We start from the raw sequence: 23,280 nt of genomic DNA, 5'->3' as shown, positions 1-23,280 counted from the left end.
CCGCAACCAAATAAACAAACCGTCCGCAAGGGCGGTTTTTTTGTTTGGAAACGGAGACAGGGGAGAGCCTCGCATTCGCGGGGCTTTTTTGCGTTCAATTGCTCAACATCATGACCATTTATGACTGGCGCGAAGACTATATCTTCGCTGGTCATGGTAGCTCGTCGTCCTGGCGGACCATAACCTGAAGGTCGCAGGTTCAAATCCTCCGCCGCAACAAAATCACTTCCCGAATGAAACACAAGCCTCGCCAAACGCGGGGCTTCTTGCGTTTTAACCTTGCTGAAACAATGCCCGACAGCCTGGCGAAAGATCCTCTCGACCTTCCGCCATTCCACCCACACATCGTCAGCAACATAACCCATTGGCAAAAGCGGCAAAGCAGCAGACGAAAAACAAAGAAGCAAACCGTCCGAAACTCAAAAGACCTTGACCTCCCGACCAAGGTATCTGTGAGGCGCCGTCACTTCGTATTGAGGTATGCTCGACGCGCAAAGGTGAAATCGTGACCCGTCAATCAAGGGCAAAGAGCCAGCATTTTTTAAAGGCGCTCCGCAGATCCGAACTTTATGAAATGCAGAGAGTTCGGCTAAAGGTAGCCGAGACATATTCGGTAATGGAAATTGCTTCCGTTGCTACGCAACAGGAAGAGGCTTGAGGAAAGTGAACGTGCGGACTTCCGCCTATTCGGACAGAAAACCGGTTTCCGCATCCTGCTTGTCAGGTCATGCGAGAATTTTCCAATGACAAAACGCGTCGTCAATTCCTCGGATGTTGCAAAGCTCGCCGGCGTCTCCCGGTCTGCGGTATCCCGTACCTTCACGCCAGGGGCAAGTGTGTCTCCTGAAGTCCGGGAAAAGGTCCTGAAGGCGGCGAAGAAGCTTGGATACAGGGTCAATCGCCTCGCTCAAACCCTGAACGCCCGTGGGTCCTCCAATCTTGTCGGCGTTGTCGGTGCGAATATCGGCATGCCATTCATTGCAAAGCAGCTTGACCTGCTGAGCCTTGGCCTGCTGCATAAGGGGCTGCAATGCCTGCTGCTGAATGCGGCAGATGCACGCCAGGATATCGCGCCCCTCATCGAACTGATCTTCGAGTTCAGGGCGAAAGCCATTGTTGTGCTTTCCGGTGAACCGCCAAATGCGATTCTGGAAGAATGCAAAAGGCGTGGTGTGAAGCTGATCCTGATCAACAGGATGATGGAAGCCACAGATGCGGATCTGATTCTGACTGACGATCTGGGCGGTGCACGGCTTGCGGCTGAAGAACTTCTTGCAGCCGGCTGCCGCAAGATCGCGGTGGTGACGAGCGGAAGCGGAACGCCAAGCCAGCAGCGGCGGGCTGCTGAGTTTTGCCGGATCGTCAACGCTGCAGGAGGCGAGACACTTGATTGGGCCGATGGCCCGACCTCCTACGAGACCGGGCTGGCAGCAGGCCGGGCTTTGCTCGGGGACCGGTCTCTTGATGGGGCCTTTTGTGTGACGGACCTTCTTGCCACGGGGTTTCTGGATGCGGCCCGTCATGAAATGGGGCTTCGCGTTCCGGAAGACATTTCCATCGTGGGTTTCGATGACATCCCTCAGGCAAGCTGGAAAAGCTACAACCTGACTACGATTGCCCAATCCTTCGACGCTTTGACCGATGCTGTCTTGAGCGCGGTCGATCACGAGGGAGATATTGTTGAAGTTTCGACAATTCCCGTCCAGTTGATCCGCAGGAACACCGTAAGGGCCTAATTCTTTCAAGCTCGCTCAAAAAAGGCTTGCGCATGATTGCACGCGTGTGCAAATTGAACACGTGTGCAACGGGAGGCAAGCTTGAGTAACAGCGATCATCTGGACAGCCGGTTCGAATTTCTTCAGGCAGTGATTCAGTCTGCCGGCCAACTGGTGAAGTCCGGTTTTGAAACCCGCGTCAGCAACACCTTTTCCATGAAGGGACCGCAGGACTATCTCACCGAGACCGATGCGGCTTCAGAAGCGCATGTGCGTGACGCGCTTGGAAAAGCATTCCCGCAGGACAGTTTCTTCGGAGAGGAAGGTGGCGGCACCATCAGTGGCAGCGTCTGGGTGGTTGATCCGGTCGACGGAACAGCCAATTTCGCACGTGGCGTCCCTCATTTCTGCATTTCGATCGGTTACCTGCTGAATGGAGTTCCAGAACTCGCGGGGATCTACAATCCGGTGCTTGGAGAACTCTATCTTGCTCGCAGGGGCAAAGGGGCAACGCTGAACGGCAAGCCGATCAAGGTGTCCAACACGGCAGACTATCGTGCGGCTTCCGTGGAAATGGGGTGGTCGACCCGTGTTCCGAATGCCCGGTATCTGGAAGTTGTCACTGAGCTTCTAGCGATTGGATTCAATGTTCGCCGGTGCGGATCCGGCGCTCTTGCGTTGGCACATGTCGCCGATGGGCGTTCGGATGCATATGTCGAGTTGCACATGAACTCCTGGGACTGTGTTCCCGGCATGCTGATTGTTGAAGAGGCGGGCGGGCTGGTCTGTCCCTATCTGGAGCTTGGCGATCTCGAACGCGGTGGTCCGGTTCTCGTTGCCTCACCCGCGATTGCTCATGGCATCAGCTCGAGTGCGGGCATTCCGGTCAAGACCATCGATTTCAAGGACATTTGCGACCAGGCAATCGCCTGACGGACGAGGCCGTTCTGAGGAGGGCGGCTGGGAGGAAACCATGACTGTAACCACACTTTCACCGCAGGGTGGGAGCCGGGCGTTCGGACGCAGGCTTGTCACCTATTTTAGTGCGCCAGAACGTCTGATCGCGCTCGTGATGGCCGCGCTTCTGGCGTTTCTTGTGGTCATGCCTTTGCTTCAGCTGCTGCGGGAAACGATCACCGTGCAGCCCTATGATGCGGCCTATCTGCCTGGCCGTGAAACCGGTGAACTGACCACTTTTCATTATGAGCGGGTCTTCTCCGGTCGCCTGTCCTGGGCGCTTTTCTACAAGCCGTTTATCAACTCCCTGATCACCGCCTTTGGCGCGACCATCGTCTGCCTCGCCCTTGGGGCGACGCTTGCCTGGATCGTGGTGCGGACCAATGTGCCTTTCCGGGAAACGGTGAACGCCGCCGTCGTGATGCCTTACATGCTGCCGTCCTGGGTGATGGCACTGGCCTGGATCACCTTCTTCAAGAATGACCGCTTGGGCGGATCCTCGGGAGTGCTTGCCTATCTTACCGGTGTGCAACCGCCCGATTGGCTGGCTTTCGGCGCCCTGCCGATCATCATCTGCCTGGCATTTCACTATTACGTCTACGCCTACCTCATCATTTCCGGATCGCTGACAACTGTCGACAGCCAGCTGGAAGAGGCCGGGGCGATTGCGGGGCTGTCCAGGTTCCGTCAATTCCTGTCGATCACGGCCCCGCTGGTTCTGCCGGCTTTGGGGTCAGCCGTGGTGATGACCTTTATCCGTGTGATCGGTTCTTTCGGGACCCCAGCAGTCCTGGGCATGCCGATCCGCTATTTTGTGCTGCCAACGCAGATCTATGCGGCTATCGGATCCCGGAATGTCGGGGACGGGTATCTGCTCGCCCTGGTGCTGGTGGTCATGGCGATCCTGTTCATCTGGATCAACCAGCGAGTGATCGGTGTCCGGAAGAGCTTTGTGACCATGTCCGGCAAGGGGTTCCGCCGCCGGGAAGTGGACCTCGGACCTCTCCGCTGGCTGGTGTTTGGCTTCGTGCTGCTTCTGCTCTGCTTCACTGTTGTGTTGCCAATCGGTCTGCTGCTGCTGGAATCCCTGTCGGCGACCGCCGGTGAATACAGCCTGTCCAATCTGACGCTCCACTACTGGTTTGGAGAACGGGGCGGTGTGAATGCGCTATACCCGGGTGTTTTCCAGAATCCGCAGATCCTTGGTGCTGCCTGGAACAGTCTGAAACTTGCCTTCTTCGCAGCCTTGATGACCGGCGTGTTCGGGTTCCTCATCGGCTATGTGGTGGTGCGTACCCGTGGCACGATCTCCTCCAAGGCGCTCGAGCTGGCCGCGTTCCTGCCTTATATTTTCCCGGCGGTTGCCTTCGGGGCGATCTACATCGGCATGTTCTCGAAACCGGTCGGCCCGATCCCGGCACTCTACGGCACCTTCGCGCTTCTGGTGCTGATCGCGACCGTGAAAAACCTGCCCTATACGTCGCGAACCGGCATTGCAGCCCTGCTTCAGATCGACAAGTCGCTTGAGGAATCTGCGAGAGTTCAGGGCATCGGCTGGTTGGCCCGGGTGCGCCGGATTGTGGTGCCGCTTGCCTCATCCGGCCTGATCTCCGGAATGCTGCTGACATTCATCGGCACGATGCGCGAGCTCTCCCTGATCATCCTTCTGGTCACCCCGTCAACCGCGGTGCTGGCCAGCGTCATCTACAGCTATCAGACGGACGACGTGCCGCAGCTTATCGGGGCGGCCACCTTGCTGCTCGTGATCCTCGTGGTCGGCTGCAACGTTCTTTTCCGGCTGGTTTTCCGGAATACGAAGATGGGCTTCGCATGAGGAGGCGGGCCCGAAATGGAGGAGAAAGCATGAGAAAGACGTTTTTGCGATCTGTTCTGGCGGTAGGTCTGATGGCCCTGCCAATGTCCGGAGCTCTTGCCCAGGATGCGGATTTCAAGTCCTGGCTCGAAACGGCAAAGCTGTCCGAGTTCCAGCCTCAGGAGGAAGACTGGAACGACATCATCGCCAAGGCAAAGGCTGAAGGTGAAGTGACGGTTTATTCCTCGTCATCGGGCGTCAACGCCCTGGCTGAGGATTTCCAGAAGCTCTATCCGGAGATCAAGGTCAATGCCTATGACCTTGGTTCCGAGAAGACCATCGAGAAGGTGGTTCGGGAGCAACAGGCTGGCATCTACAATGTGGATGTGGTGAACACCGGCGGCGCTGCGCAGATGATCTACGACCTTCTGCCGAAGAACCTCATCGTCAACTATGTTCCCCGTTATCTGGTTGATGTCATTCCTGAAAATCTGCGTGAACCGCTTCTGACCCAGGTCGTTGAAGCAACGGCGCTGATGTATAATGCCGACAGCTTCCCGGAAGGTTCGCCGATCAAAAACGTCTGGCAGCTAACCGAGCCGGAATGGAAGAGCCGCTTTGCGATGAAGAGCCCGCTGGGCTCCTTGACCACTCTGGCGCTTCTGACCTCGATCACGGAACACGCAGACCAGTTCGACAAGGCCTATCAGGACTATGCAGGCAAGCCGCTGGAACTGTCCGAAGGGATTGAGAATGCGGGATATGAGTTCCTTCATCGTCTTCTGAAGAACGATCTGGTGATCTTCAAGTCCGGCTCCAAGCTGGCAACGGCTTCCGGTCTCAAGGGACAGGAAAAGCCGCTGATCACCTTCGCGAGCATGCATTACATCAACAAGAACGCCAGCGACGACTATGCCAACGCGATCCCTTACGAGATCGATCCGGCCGCTGTCTTTGCCTATTCGACCTACACATCCATTGCTGGCCGTGCGCCTCATCCGAATGCGGCAAAGCTGTTTGTCGCCTTCCAGATGGGATCTCCTGACCTGAACAAGGACAGCAAGCTCGAAAAGCCCTACCGGGAAGGCGAAAGCCTGAAGCTGCTGCAGGGGCTCGGGGCCTACTACAAGGTTGGCACTTTCTCGCCGCGCACTGACGTGCCGCTCCCCAAGGGCGCAGAAAACTGGCCCGAAGTGAGCAAGATCTGGGGTTCTCCGGAGTTCCAGCGGGACAATGTGGCGGCCATGAATGATTTCTGGGTCTACGAAACGAGCCAATAAGCAAGGCAAAGGGGTTGCGCCAGGGCGCAGCCCCGATCTCCGGGAGGTTCAAATGATTGAAGTCAGCCTCAAAGGCATAACCAAATCCTATGGCACCCATCTTGCCATTCCGCCGCTTGATCTCGAAATCCCCAAGGGCAAGTTCGTGACACTTCTCGGCCCTTCAGGCTGCGGCAAGACAACGACCCTGCGGATCATTGCCGGTCTTGAAAAACCGTCGGGCGGTGAGCTGTCCCTTGCGGGCCGCCGGGCCTATTCCGGGGACACGGCCGAGTTCATTCCGCCGGAAAAGCGCGGGCTCGGGTTCATTTTCCAGAGCTATGCCCTCTGGCCCAACATGAAGGTGGACCGGAACATCACTCTGGCGTTGCAGCAGTCCAAACTGCCGAAGGCGGATATCGCCGCGCGTCTGGAGGAGGCCCTGACAAAGGTGCAGCTGAAGGGAATGGAAGAACGGTTCCCGTCCGAACTGTCCGGTGGGCAGCAGCAGCGCGTGGCAGTCGCCCGGTTGATCGCAGCCCGCAATTCCATTCTGTTGATGGATGAGCCCTTGTCCAACCTGGATGCGGTTCTGCGGACTGAAATGCGGGCAGAACTCAAGCGCCTGTCCCGTGATCTCGGGGCGACCACCGTCTACGTGACCCATGACCAGGTGGAAGCGCTCACCATGTCTGACCTGATTGTCGTCATGAACGGCGGCAGGATCCAGCAGGTTGGCTCTCCCTATGAAATCTATCATCAGCCGAGCAATCTCTTTGTTGCCGAATTCATCGGCGATCCGAAGCTGAACCTTCTGGAAGGCGACCTGGTCCAGGACGGCAAGCAGAGTGCGATTTCCTATGCCGGCGTCACGATTCCGCTGCCGAACCAGGCCGTCCACTCCGGCGGCAAGGTCAAGTTCGGCATTCGTCCCGAACGCCTGACCATTCTGGAACAGTCCAGGCCCAATACGCTGATGGCCGAAGTCGATGTTGTGCAGCCGACCGGATCGCAGACGATCGTGTCCCTCAACGCCAACGGGCAGCGGTTCACTGTTCTCGTCTCGCGGTTCATCGAAAGCTGGCCGAACAAGCGCGTCTGGCTGGAGTTCGATGGCAGCGCCATCATGCTGTTCGACAACAAGACGGGCGAAAGCATCAAGTCGGACCTGCAGCGCGGCAACGCGAACGCGGCCTGAAAGAAAGATTGATTGAATGCAGATTGAAGAAACGCGCAAGGCGCCGGTCTATGACCGGCCTGCCATCAGCCTGATCACGGAAGGCCTCGCTCCGAACAATTCGTCCCTGTTCATCGGCGGATTGGAAGGGGCCCGTGACCTTGGCCTGTTGCGCGAGAACGGAATTTCCATCGTCGTGAACTGCGCCGTGAACCTGGACATCAACTTTGTCCGCAATCCGGCCAATCCGGAAGATGGCGACAAGTGCGCGACCGGATTTTCAGAGGTTCGCTATTACAAGCTCGGAATGATTGATGGCGGCGGCAATCCGGACACGATGATGCTGGGGGGCTATTATATTCTTCTGGGTGCCCTGCGGCAGACCATGCCGAAACGGGCGACCTATCCCTTCGAGGATGGTGGCAATGTACTGGTGAACTGCCGCAGCGGGCGCAGCCGGTCCGTGTCCCTGGTCGCGTTGTTCCTGCACAAGCAGCAACCCCATCTTTTCCCGACCCTTGATAGTGCGGTGGCACATATTCGTGAGAAACGGGAATTGCGGCCAGACGAATGGTTCGAGACGCCCAAACCAATGCTATACGAAGCGGCGCGCCGGGCGAGCGATCTCATTGACATGATCGAAGCAAAAGACCTGGCTCACCGGACGGAGAACCATGCCTGACTTCCGCTTTGCCATCATCTCTGACGCTCATTTTCATGACATTCAGGCTGACTACGGTTTTGATCGGCTGGCGAGGGACGGGCGCATGCTCTCCCTGCGCAGCTGGGCGGAAACCAGATCTTCGACCCGCGTGTTCAATGAAAGCCACACGGCGCTCCATGCTGCTCTGGATGATGTGAAACGCCAGGGCATTCAGCATGTCGTGCTGTTGGGCGATTACAGCGATGATGGCCAGCGCATCACTCTCGCTTCCGTCAGGGATCTCCTGACGGAGCGTGCGGAGCGGGATGGCATCCGGTTCTATGCTCTGCCGGGAAACCATGACATTTTCGGCCCTGAAGGGCGCCACCAGACGAAGCAGTTCCTGAACAGTCAGGCCCAGCGGATCGTTGTTACCAGCAAGCCGAAGGCGGAAGCCGGGGCTAAGGCCAGCATTACTGATATGCCCGGCATGTACTGCGGTGGCTATCCCGATGGCCTGCTGCCGATGAAGGATTTCGGCTACTTCCGCAACAGCCGTGATCTTCACTGGGAAACGCCATTCGGAGCCTCCGACGCTCCCTCGGATCGTCAGTATGAAGTTGTCTCCGAAGACGGCGGGAACCGGCAGCTTCTGGTCGACGCCAGTTATCTTGTCGAGCCGGTTCCGGGGGTCTGGCTGGTGATGCTCGACGCCAATGTGTTCGAACCGAAAAACGGATGCGAAGGGCGCCGGGACGCATCAGCCTTCGTGGACAGCACGAATGCCGGCTGGAACGGCATGATCCGGCACAAGCAGTTTGTCTTCGACTGGCTCACGTCCATTTCCCGGCGGGCGAAGGACGAGGGCAAGAAGGTTCTGGTCTTCTCCCACTACCCTGCTATCGATCCTTTTGATGATCAGATTGGTGCCGAGCCGCGGCTTTTTGCCGGCTCCAACTTTGCCAAGCGCACGCCGAAACCCGAAGCGGCACAGCGCTTGATAGAGGCGGGTGTCGACATCCATTTCAGCGGCCATCTGCATGTGAACAGTCAGACCTCTGCCGAGCAGGACGGAAAGGTGCTGACCAATGTCGCGGTTCCGTCCCTTGTCGCCTACCCGCCCGCCTTCAAGGTGGTTGATCTGGCAGACAATGGAATTGCCATCGAGGATGTTCTTTTCGACGGTCTGGAGATGGATCAGTCCATTCTGGGGGCCTACCGTCAGGAATGCGACTTGAATGGTGATACAAAGGCGCCTGCTCTCGAGGCCCGCCACTATGGTGACTTCCTTATCGAGCACGTGGGCGAGCTCTGTGAGCACCGCTATCTTCCGCGTGAATGGCCGAAGGCCGCCGCGGAAGCAGCACGCGCGCATTCATTGTCCGGGATTTGTGAAATGGCGGGCTGTGCGGTGCCTGAAACGGATATGGCCCAAATCCCGATGATGCTGGTGGTGCGGGACTGGTATCTGTTGCGTGCATCCGGAAATCTGGCATTTGGGGCCGTGCCCGAAGACCGGCTGAAGCTCTATGAAGCCATTTCTGCGGACCTGGTTGCAGAAGCGGATTGCGAGCAGACCGTGCCGGGGTTCTTCCGTCTTTTCCTTGTCACGCTTGGACATTTTGTGGCTCGTGCCCGCAATACCAAGGCGTTTCTGGCGAGATAGGTCAGTAATTTTGACCTCCGTCTCTATTCTGGCATAGTGCGCGAATAAGCTGAGCTGGCTAATGGAAAATCGAGGGGGCCGAATTGGAATCTGCAATCGTCACGATCAACCTTCTGGGTGCGGTTGCGCTTCTTCTGTTTGGCCTTGCTCAGGTCAAGACCGGCGTAACCCAGGCCTTTGGTGCCAGGCTTAGAACAGGCCTTGCCAAAGGCACCAAGACTGGCGCCCGCTCGTTCCTGTCCGGTTTCGTGGCGACGATTGCCCTGCAAAGCTCCACCGCCACCGCCCTGATGATCTCCTCCTTCGTCGAGAAGGCGCTTGTTGCGCCGCGTATGGCGCAGGTGGTGCTGCTTGGAGCCAATGTCGGGACTGCGGTGACGGCCTGGATTGTTGCAACAGGCATTGAATGGATTTCGCCGCTGGTGATTTTCACCGGGCTCATCCTCTATCGAAGCCAGCTTTCCGCGCGAAGTGCCGGTGGCAAGGCGCTGATCGGTGTCGGGTTGATGTTGCTCTCCCTTCATCTGCTTGGGGGGGCAACCGAGCCACTGCGCCAATCGCCGGCGCTTGCAGCCTTTATCGGACTTCTTGAAAACGCCTGGCCGGTTGCCCTGGTGTTTGCCGGGCTGATCGCCTTTCTGTCGTCGTCCAGCCTTGCGGGCATCATTCTGATCACGTCAATCACCTCCACCGGCGTCTTGTCGGATTCGCTCATTGTGGTTCTCGTCCTCGGAGCAAATCTGGGGGGAGCCATTCCGCCCGTGATTGCAACTCTTGGCGAGGGCGCCGCTGGGCGAAGAGTGGCGCTGTCCAATCTGATTGTCCGGGCTTGCGGTTGCGCTGTTGCGCTGCCCTTGGCCGGCTATGCAGGAGAGGCACTGGCGTATCTTGAGTTTCCCCTGGACCGGCTGGCGGTTGATGCCCACCTCGGGTTCAATCTGGTTCTGGCTGCTGCCGCCTGGCCATTTTCCGGGATGCTGGCACGGGTCATGTCAAGCGTCGTTCCTGATCAGGACAAGGCGGATTCCGGGCCGCGCTATTTGAGCGAATCCGAGCTCTCGCAGCCTGTTGTTGCTCTTGCCAGCGCAACGCGGGAGGTCCTGGGTGTCGGTGACGTGGTCGAGAAAATGCTCCTCGATGTGCATGAGGCCTTCGAGCACGGCAACCAGAGCATCTTGGGGGAAGTTCCTGCGCTGGAAAAGAAGGTCGATCTTCTTCAGCAGGAAGTGAAGCTCTATCTGTCCCGGCTTGCGCAGGACGGGTTGAGCGACCAGCAGAGCCGCAGATCCATCCAGATCATTGACTATGCGATCAACCTGGAGCATATCGGCGACATCGTCGAAAAGGGATTGATGCCGCAAGTCGCGAAGAAACTGTCTCAAGGACTGGTCTTCTCCCGTCAGGGGCAGGAGGAACTCAGCCGTCTCTTCGAACTGACCATCGACAATCTGCGGGTCGCGCAGACCATCATGACCACCGGTGACTTCAATCTTGCCAAGCAGATGATGGATCTGAAGGTTGAGGTACGGCGCTTGGAAAAGCAGTCTGCCCAAAGGCATCTGGAGCGTTTACGCGATGGCATGGATGCAAGCCGTCAAACCAGCTCGCTGCATCTTGATCTGTTACGGGACCTCAAGCGCATCAATGCGCATATCATATCCGTGGCTCATCCCATTCTGGATGAAAGCGGCCTTCTGATTGAAAGCCGCCTGCGTGCCTGATCTGTCCCTCTGATTGGCGCGAATTGTCCTCTATCGGTCCGGAACCTGCCTGTTTGCCTTCTTGCGTTTGGCTAGATTGATTGCATAGTCAAACGCAATGAGGTGATTGAAATGTCCCAGTCCGCTGCTCTTCTGGTGATCGATGTGCAGGAATCCTTCCGTCACCGGCCGTATTTCCGCGAGGAAGGCCTCGCAGCCTATCTCGAGCGTCAGCAGGCCCTGATCGACGGTGCCAAGGCTGCCGGCGTGCCGGTCATTCAGGTATTTCATGTCGAAGACACCGGACCCTTTTCCGAGGAAACCGGGTTTGTCAGGGCGATGGAGCCGTTAAAGATCGAGCCGAATGCCGTGTTCCGCAAGCGCCGCCACAGTGCTCTCGTCGGCAGTGGCCTTGATGTCTGGCTGACCCGCAACAACATCGGCAAGATCCTGGTCTCCGGCATCCGCACGGAACAGTGCTGCGAAACCACCACGCGCCACGCCTCCGATCTTGGCTATTCCGTCGAGTATGTCGGTGAAGCAACTCTGACCTTTCCGATGACCGATGCTGCCGGAACCGAGTGGTCGGCCGAAACGATCCGTGCAAGGACGGAACTGGTTCTGGCTGGCCGGTTTGCCCGCATTGTCACGGTCATGGAAGCCCTGGCGGGCCTTACCCGAAAGGCGGCTGCCTGATGACAACAGCGCGGCGGATCATCCCGGTCTTTGTCGTGGTGCCGCCGCGCGCGCTCCTGCTTGATATTGCGGGGCCGCTTGAAGTGCTGCGCAAGGCCAATCTCGAGCAGGACCTTGTGCGCTACGAGGTCAGCTATATCGGACCTTGCGCCTTGGTGCTGAGTTCCGTTGGTCTCGAGATCTCCAACATCGGCCCCATGCCCAAAACCCTGCCTGCCGGGGCAATGGTCATAGTGTCCGGGGCTGCTGATCAGCCGCTTGGACGCGAACGGGATGACCATGCGGGCGATGCGGTGCATGAAAAGCATATCGTCGACTGGCTGGGACAGGCGGTGGCACCGGGGATCCGGCTGGTGACAATCTGTTCCGGTGCATTGCTTGCCGCGCGGGCCGGGCTTCTGGACGGCTTCGAATGCACCACCCACCATGCCACGGTCGAGGCGCTTCAGCAGGAGGCACCAACAGCACGGGTGCGCGACAACCGGCTCTTCGTCGAGGACGGAGATCGGCTGACCAGCGCGGGCATTACCGCAGGCATTGATCTGATGCTGTCGATCGTGGCTGCGGAACTGGGGCATGGAGTGGCCTTGTCCGTTGCCCGTTATCTCGTGGTCTATATGCGCCGGGGTGCCGGGGATCCGCAGGTCTCGCCCTGGCTCGAAGGGCGCAATCACCTGCATCCCGCCATACACAGGGCGCAGGACGCAGTCTGTGCCGATCCGGCCAGAGACTGGTCGGTGGAGGCCCTGGCAGATGCGGCCAGAACAAGTCCACGCAATCTTTCCCGGCTGTTCAACAGCCACAGCGGCATGAGCGTGATCGACTACGTCAACCGGATGAGGATCGCCTTGGCCAGGGAACTGGTCCGGGAAACCAGGCTTGATATGGAAAGCGTTGCGGAGCGCGCAGGTTTCGCGTCTACCCGCCAGTTCCGGCGGGCCTGGAACCGCCTGCACGACATTTCCCCTGCCAGTTTTCGCATCAAGTCATCTTGAGTTTTTCTCAATTCACAGCGAAAAAATTCTATTCCGGCGGGGCTGGCTGGAAAGGTGAAGGGCCTTTTGCCGCCGTTGCGGCAATTTGTTGCATTGCACACTGAGCTTGTTACTCTGCAGCGGGATTCATTTTCAGTTGTGTTTCTTGTCTTCCCTCAGTATCGAACCCTCCGGGGATGAAATGGGGGAATTCGGCTGCCGTGCGGGCGCCGCCTTTCAACTGTCAAATCCGACAGGTCTTCGCATGAAGGCCAAAATGGTCTGGTGCCGGGCGGCAGCAGGGGGAAAGCGGTGCAGATCTTTGAGATTTTGCGCGCAAATCCATCCTCTCGTCGCAGCAGACAAACGCCAATATATGGCGGAAAATGTCTTCGAACGGTGATAGAAGGCAACTATTGAGGAAATTCCTTAGCTGATGCAGGGGAGAGCGATTTGAAGATCGGAGCACCGAAGGAAGTTCTTGGAGGGGAAGCGCGCGTGGCGATGACGCCGGACAGCGCACTTCAGCTTCAGAAACTCGGGTATGAGTGTTTCATTGAAACCGGGGCCGGTTTGGCCGCAGGGTTTTCCGATGAGCGTTACAAGACCGCGGGCGTAACCGTTCTGGACAGCGCAAATGCGCTCTGGGGCGAAGTAGATATCATTGCCAAGGTCCGGCCTCCGGTCGATGCCGAAGTCAAACTGCTGACCAAAGGCAAGACCCTTATCTCGTTCTTCTATCCTGCTCAGAACACCGAGCTGCTGGAAGCCGCAAAGGCGACGGGCTCGAATGTCATTGCAATGGACATGGTGCCGCGTATCTCGCGCGCCCAGAAGATGGACGCCCTGTCGTCCATGGCCAACATTGCCGGCTATCGCGCCGTCATCGAGGCCGGCAACAACTTCGGCCGCTTCTTCACTGGTCAGGTGACGGCAGCGGGCAAGGTTCCGCCGGCAAAGGTTCTGATCGTTGGCGCCGGCGTGGCCGGTCTTGCCGCAATCGGCACCGCCACGTCCCTCGGCGCGATCACCTATGCGTTCGACGTCCGTCCGGAAGTCGCCGAGCAGATCGAATCCATGGGCGCAGAGTTCGTCTATCTGGATTTCGAGGAGAAGGCTCAGGATGGCGCTGCGACCGGTGGCTATGCTGCCCCGTCCAGCCCGGAATTCCGCGAGAAGCAGCTTGAGAAGTTCCGCGAGCTGGCTCCGGAAATGGACATCGTCATCACCACGGCTCTGATCCCGGGCCGGGATGCGCCGAAGCTGTGGCTCAAGGACATGGTCGAGGCCATGAAGCCGGGCTCCGTCGTGGTCGACCTTGCAGCCGAGCGCGGCGGCAACTGCGACTTGACCGTTCCGGACCAGAAAGTCGTCTCTGACAATGGCGTGACCATTGTCGGCTACACCGACTTCCCGAGCCGGATGGCCTCGCAGTCCTCCACACTCTATTCCACCAACATCCGCCACATGATGGCAGACCTGACGCCGGGCAAGGATGGTCAGGTCGTTCACAACATGGAAGACGACGTCATCCGTGGTGCGACGGTTGCCTTTGAGGGTGAGATCACCTTCCCGCCCCCGCCGCCGAAAGTGAAGGCGATTGCAGCCCAGAAGCCGAAGGAAAAGGCCAAGGAGCTGACGCCGGAAGAGCGCAAGGCGCAGGAAATCGCAGCCTTCAAGGCGCAGACCAAGACGCAGGTTCTCCTGCTCGGCATTGGCACCTTGCTGCTGCTGCTGGCCGGCTACTATGCGCCTGCCAGCTTCATGAGCCACTTCGTGGTCTTCATGCTGTCCTGTTTCGTCGGCTTCCAGGTCATCTGGAACGTCAGCCACAGCCTGCACACTCCGCTCATGGCCGTCACCAACGCAGTTTCGGGGATCATCATCCTCGGTGCGGTGGCGCAGATCGGGTCGACCTCCTGGATCATTGCGATCCTGGCTGCACTCTCGGTGCTGATTTCTACGATCAACATCGTTGGCGGCTTCCTCGTCACCCGGCGCATGCTCGCCATGTTCCAGAAATCCTAAGTGCGGGGCTGCTAGATGGAAAATATCATGAACCTCAGCGCCCACTTGGGCGACCCCGGCATCGTGATTGCAGCTTACATTGCTGCTGCGGTGCTGTTCATTCTCTGCCTCGGTGGTCTTTCCGGTCAGGAAAGCGCCAAGCGGGCGGTCTGGTACGGCATTGCCGGTATGGCACTGGCCGTGGTTGCGGCCGTGTTCTCCCCGGGCACCGGTCACCTCTGGCTGATCGTCCTGATGCTGGTCATCGGCGCAGGCATCGGCACGGTCCTGGCCAAGCGCGTTCAGATGACCGAAATGCCGCAGCTGGTTGCGGCTCTGCACAGCTTCGTGGGTCTGGCAGCCGTCTTCATCGGCTTCAACACCCACATCGAGCTGGCAGGTCTGGCTGACCTCTTTGCCCTGATGAGCAATCCGGCGCAGATGGTTGCCGATCCGGCGATTGCGGCCAATGTTCAGGCCCATCTTGCCGAACTGGCAGGCTTTGCCCTGAAGCTTGCCCAGAAGACCCCGCTGGAACTGTCGATTCTGCGCGTGGAAACCTTCCTGGGCGTGTTCATCGGTGCGGTGACCTTCACCGGTTCCGTCATTGCCTTCGGCAAGCTGGCGGGCAAGGTGGACGGCAAGGCCAAGAAGCTGCCGGGTGGCCACATGCTCAATGCGGGCGCGGCAATCCTGTCGGTGATCCTGCTGATCGTCTATGTGCAGACTGCGTCCTTCTGGGCGCTGGCTCTCATGACGCTGCTTGCCTTCTTCATCGGCTACCACCTGATCATGGGCATCGGCGGCGCCGACATGCCGGTCGTGGTGTCCATGCTGAACAGCTACTCGGGCTGGGCAGCTTCCGCCATCGGCTTCTCGCTGGGCAACGATCTCCTGATCGTGACCGGCGCGCTGGTCGGTTCCTCCGGTGCGATCCTGTCCTACATCATGTGCAAGGCCATGAACCGCTCCTTCATCTCGGTCATTCTCGGCGGCTTCGGCTCCACGAGCGGTCCGGCGATGGAAATCGAAGGCGAACAGATCGCCATCGATGCCGACGGTGTTGCAACTGCGCTGAATGATGCGGACAGTGTCATCATCGTTCCGGGCTACGGCATGGCTGTTGCTCAGGCTCAGCAGGCCGTCAGCGAGCTGACTCGCCGTCTGCGCGCCAAGGGCAAGAACGTCCGTTTCGCGATCCACCCGGTCGCGGGCCGTCTGCCGGGCCACATGAACGTGCTGCTTGCGGAAGCCAAGGTGCCTTACGACATCGTTCTGGAAATGGATGAAATCAACGAAGACTTCCCGGAAACGGACGTTGTCATCGTCATCGGTTCCAACGACATCGTGAACCCGGCAGCGCAGGAAGACCCGAACTCCCCGATCGCCGGCATGCCGGTTCTGGAAGTCTGGAAGGCGAAGCAGGTCTTCGTTTCCAAGCGTGGTCAGGGCACCGGTTACTCCGGTATCGAGAACCCGCTGTTCTTCAAGGAGAACACCCGGATGTTCTACGGCGACGCGAAGGCATCGATCGACAGCCTGAACAGCCTGATTGGCTGATAGGTTGAAAGAGACCAAATAAGAAGGGCGCGGCCATCCGGTCGCGCCCTTTTTTGTTGTCAGGGGGATGTGCCGTGCGTCAGGCGCCCGGTTTGACGGCGCAGATCGCGTAGCGATGCTGGGTTGCCCGCTCCAGCCCTTTCAGCAGGCTGAAGTGCTTGCGCTGGGTGCGGTGAATGGCCTTCAGGTCCGTATCGATCGTGATGTCCGTGAAGCCTGCCTCAGCCAGAAGTGCGCAGACAGCTTCGGCTCTTGCTCCATTGCGGAAATGCACCTGCGAGAGGATCTCCCGGTGGGTGGCCATCATGTCTTTTGGCAGATTGTGGCTACTGCCACCGGTCTGCGGCACTGCTTTCTTCCGCTCGAACCAGGACTTCAGTGTCGCGATTAGCCGAGTGAAAGTGCTTGGATTGACGAAGTCGCCATCGATGATCAACACCTTTCCGCCGGGCTTCAGGACGCGCTTCCACTCCTGGAAGCAGGCGAGCGGGTCGACGAGCGTCCAGACCAGGTGCCGGTTGGTGACGGCGTCGTAGCTGTCATCCGGTTCCATGGTTCTTTCCGCATCGCCCATATAGAAACGGATCTGGCGGCCCCGGTCGCGCGCCTTGGCTCTTGCGCGCTCCAGCATCGGTTCGGCCCAGTCCATGCCGGTGACAGCGAATCCGAGATCATCCAGAAGATGACTGACGACCGCCGTGCCGCAGGCCAGATCCAGAGCCTGACGGCCATTGCCCTCGCCCAGATGGCGGCGCAAGAGCGCGTGCCATGCTGCTCGTTCCTCTTCGGAAAAAATCTCATGGCCCGGCTGCGTATCGAAGGTTTCGGCGCGCAGGCTCCAATAGGCCTTGATGTCTTCCCTGAGGTCCCGGTTGGGACGAAGTGTCTGGCTGGTCATGATGCCGAATGTCCGAAGTCGAAGATTTAGACTGGAACTCTTCTAAGAGATAAATGTTGACTATAAAAGTCATAAAAAATATATCGGCACCATCATAAACAGGAGTTCGCAACTTTGCTGCGCTTTACGACTGTGGCTTGTGCCGCAACCCTTTCGCTCGCCCTGATTTCTGGTTCAGCTCTTGCTGGAGACCTGGTTCATGTTACGGATATTACCGGACGTGACGTAGAAGTCAGTGTTCCGGCCGAGCGGGTGATCCTTGGTGAAGGCCGTCAGATCTATTTCGCTGGCGCTCTGGACACTGATGCGCCGTTCAAGCGCGTGGTCGGCTGGCGCGATGATTTCAAGAAGGCGGATCTGGACGGCTATAACGCCTATCTCGAGCGGTTTCCGGAAATGGAAAAGCTGCCGACTTTTGGCGGCATGAAGGACGGCACCTTCGACGTCGAGCAGGCTGTGGCCCTGAAGCCTGATGTCATCATCATGAACATCGATGCCAAGGCCGCCACGGAAGAAAGCGGCTATATCGAAAAGCTGGCAAAGGTCGGTATTCCGGTGATCTATATCGACTTCCGTGAGAAGGCGATGGAGAACACCGACGAGTCCATGCGCATCATGGGCAAGATCTACGGCAAGGAAGAGCGCGCTGAAGAGTTCGTCAAGTTCCGTCAGGAACAGCTTGCCCGGGTGACCGATGTTCTCGCCAAGGCTGGCGACATCAAGCGTCCGCTGGTGTTCGTCGAGCGGGCCGGTGGCTATAGCGACGACTGCTGCATGTCCTTCGGCGGCGAGAACTTTGGAGCAATGGCCGAAATCGCCGGTGGCGTGAACATGGGTACCGAGTTCATCCCGGGCACGTTCGGAACAGTCAATCCGGAGCAGATCATTGCTTCCAACCCGGACCAGGTCGTGGTGACCGGTGCGAACTGGGAGCTCTATGTTCCCGGCGGCAATTGGGTCGGCGTCGGACCGGGTGCGGATCTGGACAAGAGCCGCGAAAAGCTGGCTGCGCTGATGAATCGTCCTGCTTTCACAGACATCAAGGCAGTCAAGGACGGAAACGTCCACGCGATCTGGCACCAGTTCTACAACAACCCCTACCAGTTCGTTGCCATTCAGCAGATGGCCAAGTGGTTCCACCCGGATCTGTTCAAGGATGTGGATCCGGATGCGACCTTCAAGGAGCTCCACGACCGCTTCCTGCCGGTCGATTACCGCCCTGGCTACTTCGTTTCGCTGAACGACAAATAATCAGATTGCCATTCCCGGCTGGCGGGTTTCCCGCCGGCCGGTTCCGTTCTCAAGATCGGAAGGACGCGTCTCATGATCTTCAAAAGCGCCCGGCTCATGCTGGGCTTTGTTGCTTGTCTCACCACGCCTGTGCTGGCCGATACGCTGACAGATGTCGCGGGGCGCACGGTTGAGCTGGATCTTCCGGCCAAGCGGGTTCTCCTGGGCGAAGGCCGACAGGTTCACGTTCTGGCAGCGCTCAAGGGGGATGACACCTTCAAGAATATCGTTGGCTGGCGGGATGACCTGATCATCAAGGATCCGGACAGCTATGCAGGCTATCTGGAAAAATTCCCGGAAATCTCCTCCCTGCCACGCTTCGGCTATATCCCGCAGGGCAAGTTCGATCTGGAAAGTGCCATCAAGCTGGCGCCGGACGTTCTGACTATGAACATCGAGTCCAAGGCGGCCATCGACGAAAGCGGCCTGGAGCAGAAGGCGGAAGCTGCCGGCATCAAGCTTGTCTATGTGGACTTCCGGTCTGACCCCGAGCGCAACAGCAACGCCTCTATCGAGATTCTGGGCAAGCTGTTTGGAGCTGAGGAAAAGGCGAAGGAATTCGTTGCCTTCCGCAATGAGCAGATCGCGCTCGTGACGGACCGTCTCGCACAGGCCAAGGATCTCAAGCGGCCGACCGTATTCATCGAACAGGCGCCGGGTATCTGGGGCGGTATCGAATGCTGCCGTACCTTCGGGCCCTATAATTTCGGTGAAATGATCGACATGTCCGGCGGGCACAACATCGGCGCGGATGTGCTGACGACGACCTTCGGCACCTTGAACCCGGAACAATTGATCGTAGCCAATCCGGATATGGTGATGGTGACAGGGTCCAACTGGGCGGCAGATTCCGATGTGAATGCGTTCGTGCCGGTAGGTCGGGGTGCTGATCCGGAGTTGAACAAGGCTCGTCTGAAGGGGCTGATGGAGCGCTCGCCTTTTGCCATGCTCCCAGCGGTCGAAAACGGCAAGGTCTATGCGGTCTGGCACCAGTTTTATGGCGTGCCTTATGACTTCGTTCCGATCCAGCAGTTTGCCAAGTGGTTCCAGCCGGACCTGTTCAAGGACCTCGATCCGGAACAGTCGTTCCGCACATTTCATGAACGCTTCTTGCCCATCGCCTACAAGCCGGGCTACTTCGCGTCACTCGACGAGGCCGCAAATAAATGACTTTGGTACTGGATTCAGGAAAGGTGGCGGCAGCGGAAGAGAGTGGTCTCCGCTACCGCCTCATTACTGCGCGCCGTCTTTTCATTCTTGGCGGGCTGCTGGCGGCTCTGCTGCTCAGCGTGGCGGTGGACCTGGCGCTCGGGCCTGCGAAATACTCTCTGTCCGAGGTGATCTCGACGATCCTCTGGCCGGACGAGGCAGGGAACCAGCTTCGTGTCGTCATCTGGGATATCCGCATGCCGATTGCCCTGATGGCGGTGACCGTGGGGGCGAGCCTGTCTCTTGCCGGGGCGCAGATGCAGACGATCCTGGCCAATCCGCTGGCCAGCCCCTTTACGCTGGGCATTTCGGCTGCTGCCGGTTTCGGCGCGGCCCTTGCACTTGTTGCCGGGGTGGCTGTCTTTCCGGCAGCTGTCCAGTTCATGGTGCCGGTCAATGCCTTCCTGATGGCCATGCTGGCGTCACTCTTCATCTATTCCATCTCGACCCTTCGTGGCGTGACGGTGGAGACGATTGTCCTCCTGGGCATTGCGCTGGTCTTCACCTTCAACGCGCTTCTGTCGCTGCTGCAGTATCTGGCCTCGGAACAGGCGCTGGCGGCTGTGGTGTTCTGGACCATGGGGTCCCTGACCAAGGCGACCTGGCCGAAAGTGGGCGTGACCTTCGTGGCTTTGCTGGTCTGTACGCCGCTGTTTGCCCGCCGGGCCTGGGCGCTGACAGCGCTGCGTCTGGGCGATGACAAGGCTGCCTCTTTCGGCGTCAACGTCAAACGGCTGCGGCTGGAAGCCATGCTTCTGGTCTCGCTTCTGGCATCCATACCGGTGTCTTTTGTAGGAACCATCGGCTTTATCGGCCTGGTCGGTCCGCATATCGCCCGTATGGTGGTGGGGGAGGACCAGCGGTTCTTCCTTCCGGCATCAATCCTGTGCGGCGCGCTGCTCCTGTCCGTGACGTCGGTTGTCTCCAAGATGCTGATCCCCGGAGCGATCCTGCCCATCGGTGTGATAACTGCCCTTGTCGGCGTGCCGTTCTTCTTCTCCCTGATCTTCACCAACAGGAGGAAGGCATGGTAGCGCTCAAACTGGAAGGTCTTGGGGCGCAATATGGCCGTATCCGGGTCTTCGAAGACATCACGACCGAAACCCTGGAAGGGGGCGGCCTGACCGCTCTCATCGGGCCGAATGCCGCTGGCAAGTCGACCTTGTTCAAGCGGATCGCGGGTCTGTTGAAGGGGGATGGCGTCGTTCATCTCTCCGGTGCGGAAACCCAGTCGCGGCCAATCTGCTACATGCCGCAGGACACGGGGGCCAATGCGGTTCTGACCGTCTACGAATCCATCCTTCTGGCCGCCAAGCAGGGCGGTGGATGGAAAGTGTCCGAGGAGGAATTGGCGGAAATCGACGAGATCCTGAAGTCGCTCCGGATCACGGATCTGGCATTCCGGGATCTTGGGGCGTTGTCCGGTGGCCAGCGTCAGCTTGTCTCCATTGCCCAGGCTCTTGTGCGCAAGCCCAAGGTGTTGCTGATGGATGAGCCGACGTCGGCTCTGGATCTGTTCCGCCAGATCGAGGTGCTGGAGTATATGCACCGTCTGGCCCGCAAGACCGGCATCGCCGTGCTGATTGCCCTTCACGATCTCAACCACGCCATGCGCTACTGCGATCAGTCGATGGTGGTGGCGGATGGGCGGCTTGTGGCCAGTGGCCCGACCAAGGATGTCATCACGCCGCAGCTTCTGCGCGACGTCTACAGGGTCGAAGCCCGGATCGAGGCCTGTACCCAGGGGCGTCCGCTGCTCATCGTGGACGCAGCGGTCATCTGATGCGCTTTTCCCCGGCCGGATCCTGGCCGGGGAATATCTTTTCGTTGCGCTGCAGCATTTCATTGCACAATTAATTGGCTTGCGCATAATGGCGCCATGACGCCATCGCTTTCCATTCTGGTCATAGACGACAACCGGATCCGCGCTTCCATCATCGAACAGGGATTGCGCGATGCCGGGCATGACAAGGTCATCGTCCTGGATCAGATGGACGGACTTGTCCGCAGGATCACCGAGATCGAGCCAGACGTGATCGTGATCGATCTCGAGAACCCGAATCGCGACCAGCTTGAACATATCTTCCAGGTGTCCCGCGCCGTGCGCCGACCGATTGCCATGTTTGTCGACAAGGCAGATGCCGGGTCGATTGAGGCCGCGGTCGATGCCGGGGTGTCGGCCTATGTGGTCGATGGCCTCAAGCGGGAGCGGGTCAAGCCGATCATGGATATGGCGATCAGCCGCTTCCGCGCCTTTGCCCGCCTCAATCAGGAACTGGAAGACGCCCGCTCCGAACTGGCCGAGCGCAAGGTGGTCGACCGGGCCAAGGGCATTTTGATGAAATCGAAGGGCATTTCCGAGGACGAGGCCTACCGGCTCTTGCGCCGGACAGCCATGAACCAGAGCCGGAAGATCGGCGAAGTGGCACAAAGCCTCGTCATTGCCAGCGGCTTGCTGATGGATTGATCGGGGGAGACGTGTTGGACAAGGTGAGAAGATGAGCGCGATATCGCGGCAGACGATTGTGGCGGGCTTTCTGCCTCTTCTGGACTGCGCATTGCTGGCGGTTGCGGCCAGCCGTGGCTTTGCGGAGGCGGAAGGCATTGAGCTGAAGCTGGTCCGGGAAACGTCCTGGGCCAATATTCGCGACCGGATTTCCGTTGGCCATTTTGATGTCGCGCATATGCTCGCGCCCATGCCGATCGCCTCCTCTCTTAGCCTCACCACACTGGCGGTTCCCATGCGCGCCGTCATGGCGCTGGGCACGGGAGGCAACGCGATTTCCGTGTCAGGGGATCTGTGGCGGGCAATGAAGGTGGAAGGGGCTGCTGAAAACGGTGATCCACTGTCGACCGGACAAGCCTTGGCCAGGGTGATCCGCAACCGTGCTGAAACCGGTGCGCCTTCCCTGCATTTTGGTGTCGTGCATCCCTTCTCGGGTCATGCCTATGAATTGCGGTACTGGCTTGCTGCTGCGGGCATTCACCCGGACCGGGATGTCGAGATTTCTGTTCTTCCGCCAACGGTCATGGCCGATGCCCTGGCTGCAGGGCAGCTTGATGGCTATTGCGTTGGGGAGCCCTGGAACACCAAGGCAGCCGATACGGCAGGGGCGCGGATCGTCACCACCAAGGAGGCGATCTGGCCGGGAAGTCCGGAAAAAGTCCTCGGGGTCACGGCAAAATGGGCAGAAGCCAACGGCGATTTGCTGTGCCGGCTCATTGCGGCGCTGATGGCGGCCGCGAACTGGTGTGCGGATCCGGGCAATCTCGAGGAGTTGGCTGGTCTTCTTGCCGGGGCGGAGTTTCTGGATTGCCCAGTGGACTGGTGCCGCCCGGCATTGGTTGGACGGTTGCGCTTTGATGCGCAGACAGAAGTCAACGTTCCCGGCTTCCTGTCATTTGGCGGGGTCGAGCGTCATTGTCCGCGCGAAGATCACGGCCTCTGGTTCTACGCGCAGATGGTGCGCTGGGGGCAGGCCCGGTTCAGCGAAGGTGATCTCGATCTGGTCCGGCAGACCTTTTCTCCTGCGCTTTTCCAAAAGGCGCTGGGCACTGATGGTGTCTTGAATGCGAGCGGGGAAGGCACTGGATCAACCTTGTTTGATGGGCAGGTTTTCTCCGATCAAACCCTGGCTGATCATATTGCCGGATATGTGGGACAAGCCGGATAGATGAGCTGGCTCTTTTTGTTGCTGTGCAAAAATATTGTTCAG

19 protein-coding genes are annotated in these 23,280 nt (G+C 58.8%); 18 read left to right on the top strand and 1 reads right to left on the bottom strand.

The window, feature by feature from the left end:
* The first annotated feature begins 743 nt into the window (after nt 1-743).
* From BUA94_RS22930 to BUA94_RS22875, 12 genes are all read left to right on the top strand, one after another.
* Nucleotides 744-1,736 carry a LacI family DNA-binding transcriptional regulator gene (locus BUA94_RS22930; protein WP_073015805.1) on the top strand — a complete coding sequence of 331 codons (993 nt, stop codon included), beginning with the start codon at nt 744-746 and terminating at the stop codon, nt 1,734-1,736.
* 81 nt (nt 1,737-1,817) lie between these two features.
* Nucleotides 1,818-2,648 (top strand): inositol monophosphatase family protein, encoded by an 831-nt coding sequence (locus tag BUA94_RS22925; RefSeq protein WP_139251263.1) that lies wholly within the window; start codon nt 1,818-1,820, stop codon nt 2,646-2,648.
* A gap of 40 nt (nt 2,649-2,688) precedes the next feature.
* Nucleotides 2,689-4,506 carry an ABC transporter permease gene (locus BUA94_RS22920; protein ID WP_073015801.1) on the top strand — a complete coding sequence of 606 codons (1,818 nt, stop codon included), beginning with the start codon at nt 2,689-2,691 and terminating at the stop codon, nt 4,504-4,506.
* A gap of 29 nt (nt 4,507-4,535) precedes the next feature.
* Nucleotides 4,536-5,765: an ABC transporter substrate-binding protein gene (locus BUA94_RS22915; protein ID WP_073015799.1), complete on the top strand. Its 1,230-nt coding sequence runs from the start codon at nt 4,536-4,538 to the stop codon at nt 5,763-5,765.
* Nucleotides 5,766-5,817: 52 nt separating this feature from the next.
* Entirely contained in the window at nt 5,818-6,942 is a 1,125-nt protein-coding gene (locus tag BUA94_RS22910) for an ABC transporter ATP-binding protein (RefSeq protein WP_073015797.1), read from the top strand.
* A gap of 16 nt (nt 6,943-6,958) precedes the next feature.
* On the top strand, nt 6,959-7,603 hold the full coding sequence (locus tag BUA94_RS22905) for a dual specificity protein phosphatase family protein (protein ID WP_073015795.1): 645 nt from the start codon (nt 6,959-6,961) through the stop codon (nt 7,601-7,603).
* Nucleotides 7,596-9,230, top strand: a complete 1,635-nt coding sequence (locus tag BUA94_RS22900) for a metallophosphoesterase family protein (RefSeq protein ID WP_073015793.1) — start codon at nt 7,596-7,598, stop codon at nt 9,228-9,230. The genes BUA94_RS22905 and BUA94_RS22900 overlap by 8 nt, the downstream gene beginning before the upstream one ends.
* 83 nt (nt 9,231-9,313) lie before the next feature.
* Nucleotides 9,314-10,951 (top strand): Na/Pi cotransporter family protein, encoded by a 1,638-nt coding sequence (locus BUA94_RS22895; protein ID WP_073015792.1) that lies wholly within the window; start codon nt 9,314-9,316, stop codon nt 10,949-10,951.
* Between the two features lie 111 nt (nt 10,952-11,062).
* A complete protein-coding gene (locus BUA94_RS22890) occupies nt 11,063-11,626 on the top strand; it encodes an isochorismatase family protein (protein WP_073015790.1) in 564 nt (187 codons plus the stop codon).
* Nucleotides 11,626-12,621, top strand: a complete 996-nt coding sequence (locus BUA94_RS22885; RefSeq protein WP_073015788.1) for a GlxA family transcriptional regulator — start codon at nt 11,626-11,628, stop codon at nt 12,619-12,621. The genes BUA94_RS22890 and BUA94_RS22885 overlap by 1 nt, the downstream gene beginning before the upstream one ends.
* 432 nt (nt 12,622-13,053) lie before the next feature.
* Nucleotides 13,054-14,628: a Re/Si-specific NAD(P)(+) transhydrogenase subunit alpha gene (locus BUA94_RS22880; protein WP_073015786.1), complete on the top strand. Its 1,575-nt coding sequence runs from the start codon at nt 13,054-13,056 to the stop codon at nt 14,626-14,628.
* A 27-nt stretch (nt 14,629-14,655) separates the two neighbouring features.
* Entirely contained in the window at nt 14,656-16,167 is a 1,512-nt protein-coding gene (locus BUA94_RS22875; protein WP_073015806.1) for an NAD(P)(+) transhydrogenase (Re/Si-specific) subunit beta, read from the top strand.
* Nucleotides 16,168-16,246: 79 nt separating this feature from the next.
* Here the strand turns inward: BUA94_RS22875 and BUA94_RS22870 are convergent, their stop codons facing one another.
* Nucleotides 16,247-17,065, bottom strand: a complete 819-nt coding sequence (locus tag BUA94_RS22870; protein WP_073015784.1) for a class I SAM-dependent methyltransferase — start codon at nt 17,063-17,065, stop codon at nt 16,247-16,249.
* Between the two features lie 114 nt (nt 17,066-17,179).
* On the opposite strand from BUA94_RS22870, the gene BUA94_RS22865 reads away from it, so the two are divergent.
* From BUA94_RS22865 to BUA94_RS22840, 6 genes are all read left to right on the top strand, one after another.
* Entirely contained in the window at nt 17,180-18,316 is a 1,137-nt protein-coding gene (locus BUA94_RS22865) for an ABC transporter substrate-binding protein (protein ID WP_073015782.1), read from the top strand.
* 96 nt (nt 18,317-18,412) lie between these two features.
* Nucleotides 18,413-19,525 (top strand): ABC transporter substrate-binding protein, encoded by a 1,113-nt coding sequence (locus BUA94_RS22860; protein ID WP_235860681.1) that lies wholly within the window; start codon nt 18,413-18,415, stop codon nt 19,523-19,525.
* Nucleotides 19,522-20,598, top strand: a complete 1,077-nt coding sequence (locus BUA94_RS22855; protein WP_073015778.1) for a FecCD family ABC transporter permease — start codon at nt 19,522-19,524, stop codon at nt 20,596-20,598. Before BUA94_RS22860 ends, BUA94_RS22855 begins: the two co-directional genes overlap by 4 nt.
* Complete coding sequence (locus BUA94_RS22850; protein WP_073015777.1) at nt 20,592-21,347, top strand: ABC transporter ATP-binding protein; 756 nt, start codon at nt 20,592-20,594, stop codon at nt 21,345-21,347. Before BUA94_RS22855 ends, BUA94_RS22850 begins: the two co-directional genes overlap by 7 nt.
* A 96-nt stretch (nt 21,348-21,443) precedes the next feature.
* Nucleotides 21,444-22,031, top strand: a complete 588-nt coding sequence (locus BUA94_RS22845) for an ANTAR domain-containing response regulator (RefSeq protein WP_073015775.1) — start codon at nt 21,444-21,446, stop codon at nt 22,029-22,031.
* A 31-nt stretch (nt 22,032-22,062) separates the two neighbouring features.
* Complete coding sequence (locus tag BUA94_RS22840) at nt 22,063-23,238, top strand: CmpA/NrtA family ABC transporter substrate-binding protein (RefSeq protein ID WP_073015773.1); 1,176 nt, start codon at nt 22,063-22,065, stop codon at nt 23,236-23,238.
* The last annotated feature ends 42 nt before the right edge of the window (nt 23,239-23,280 follow it).

It is taken from the genome of Roseibium suaedae (assembly GCF_900142725.1).
Taxonomy (GTDB): Bacteria; Pseudomonadota; Alphaproteobacteria; order Rhizobiales; family Stappiaceae; genus Roseibium; species Roseibium suaedae.
This window is presented reverse-complemented; position numbering and strand designations above follow the sequence as displayed.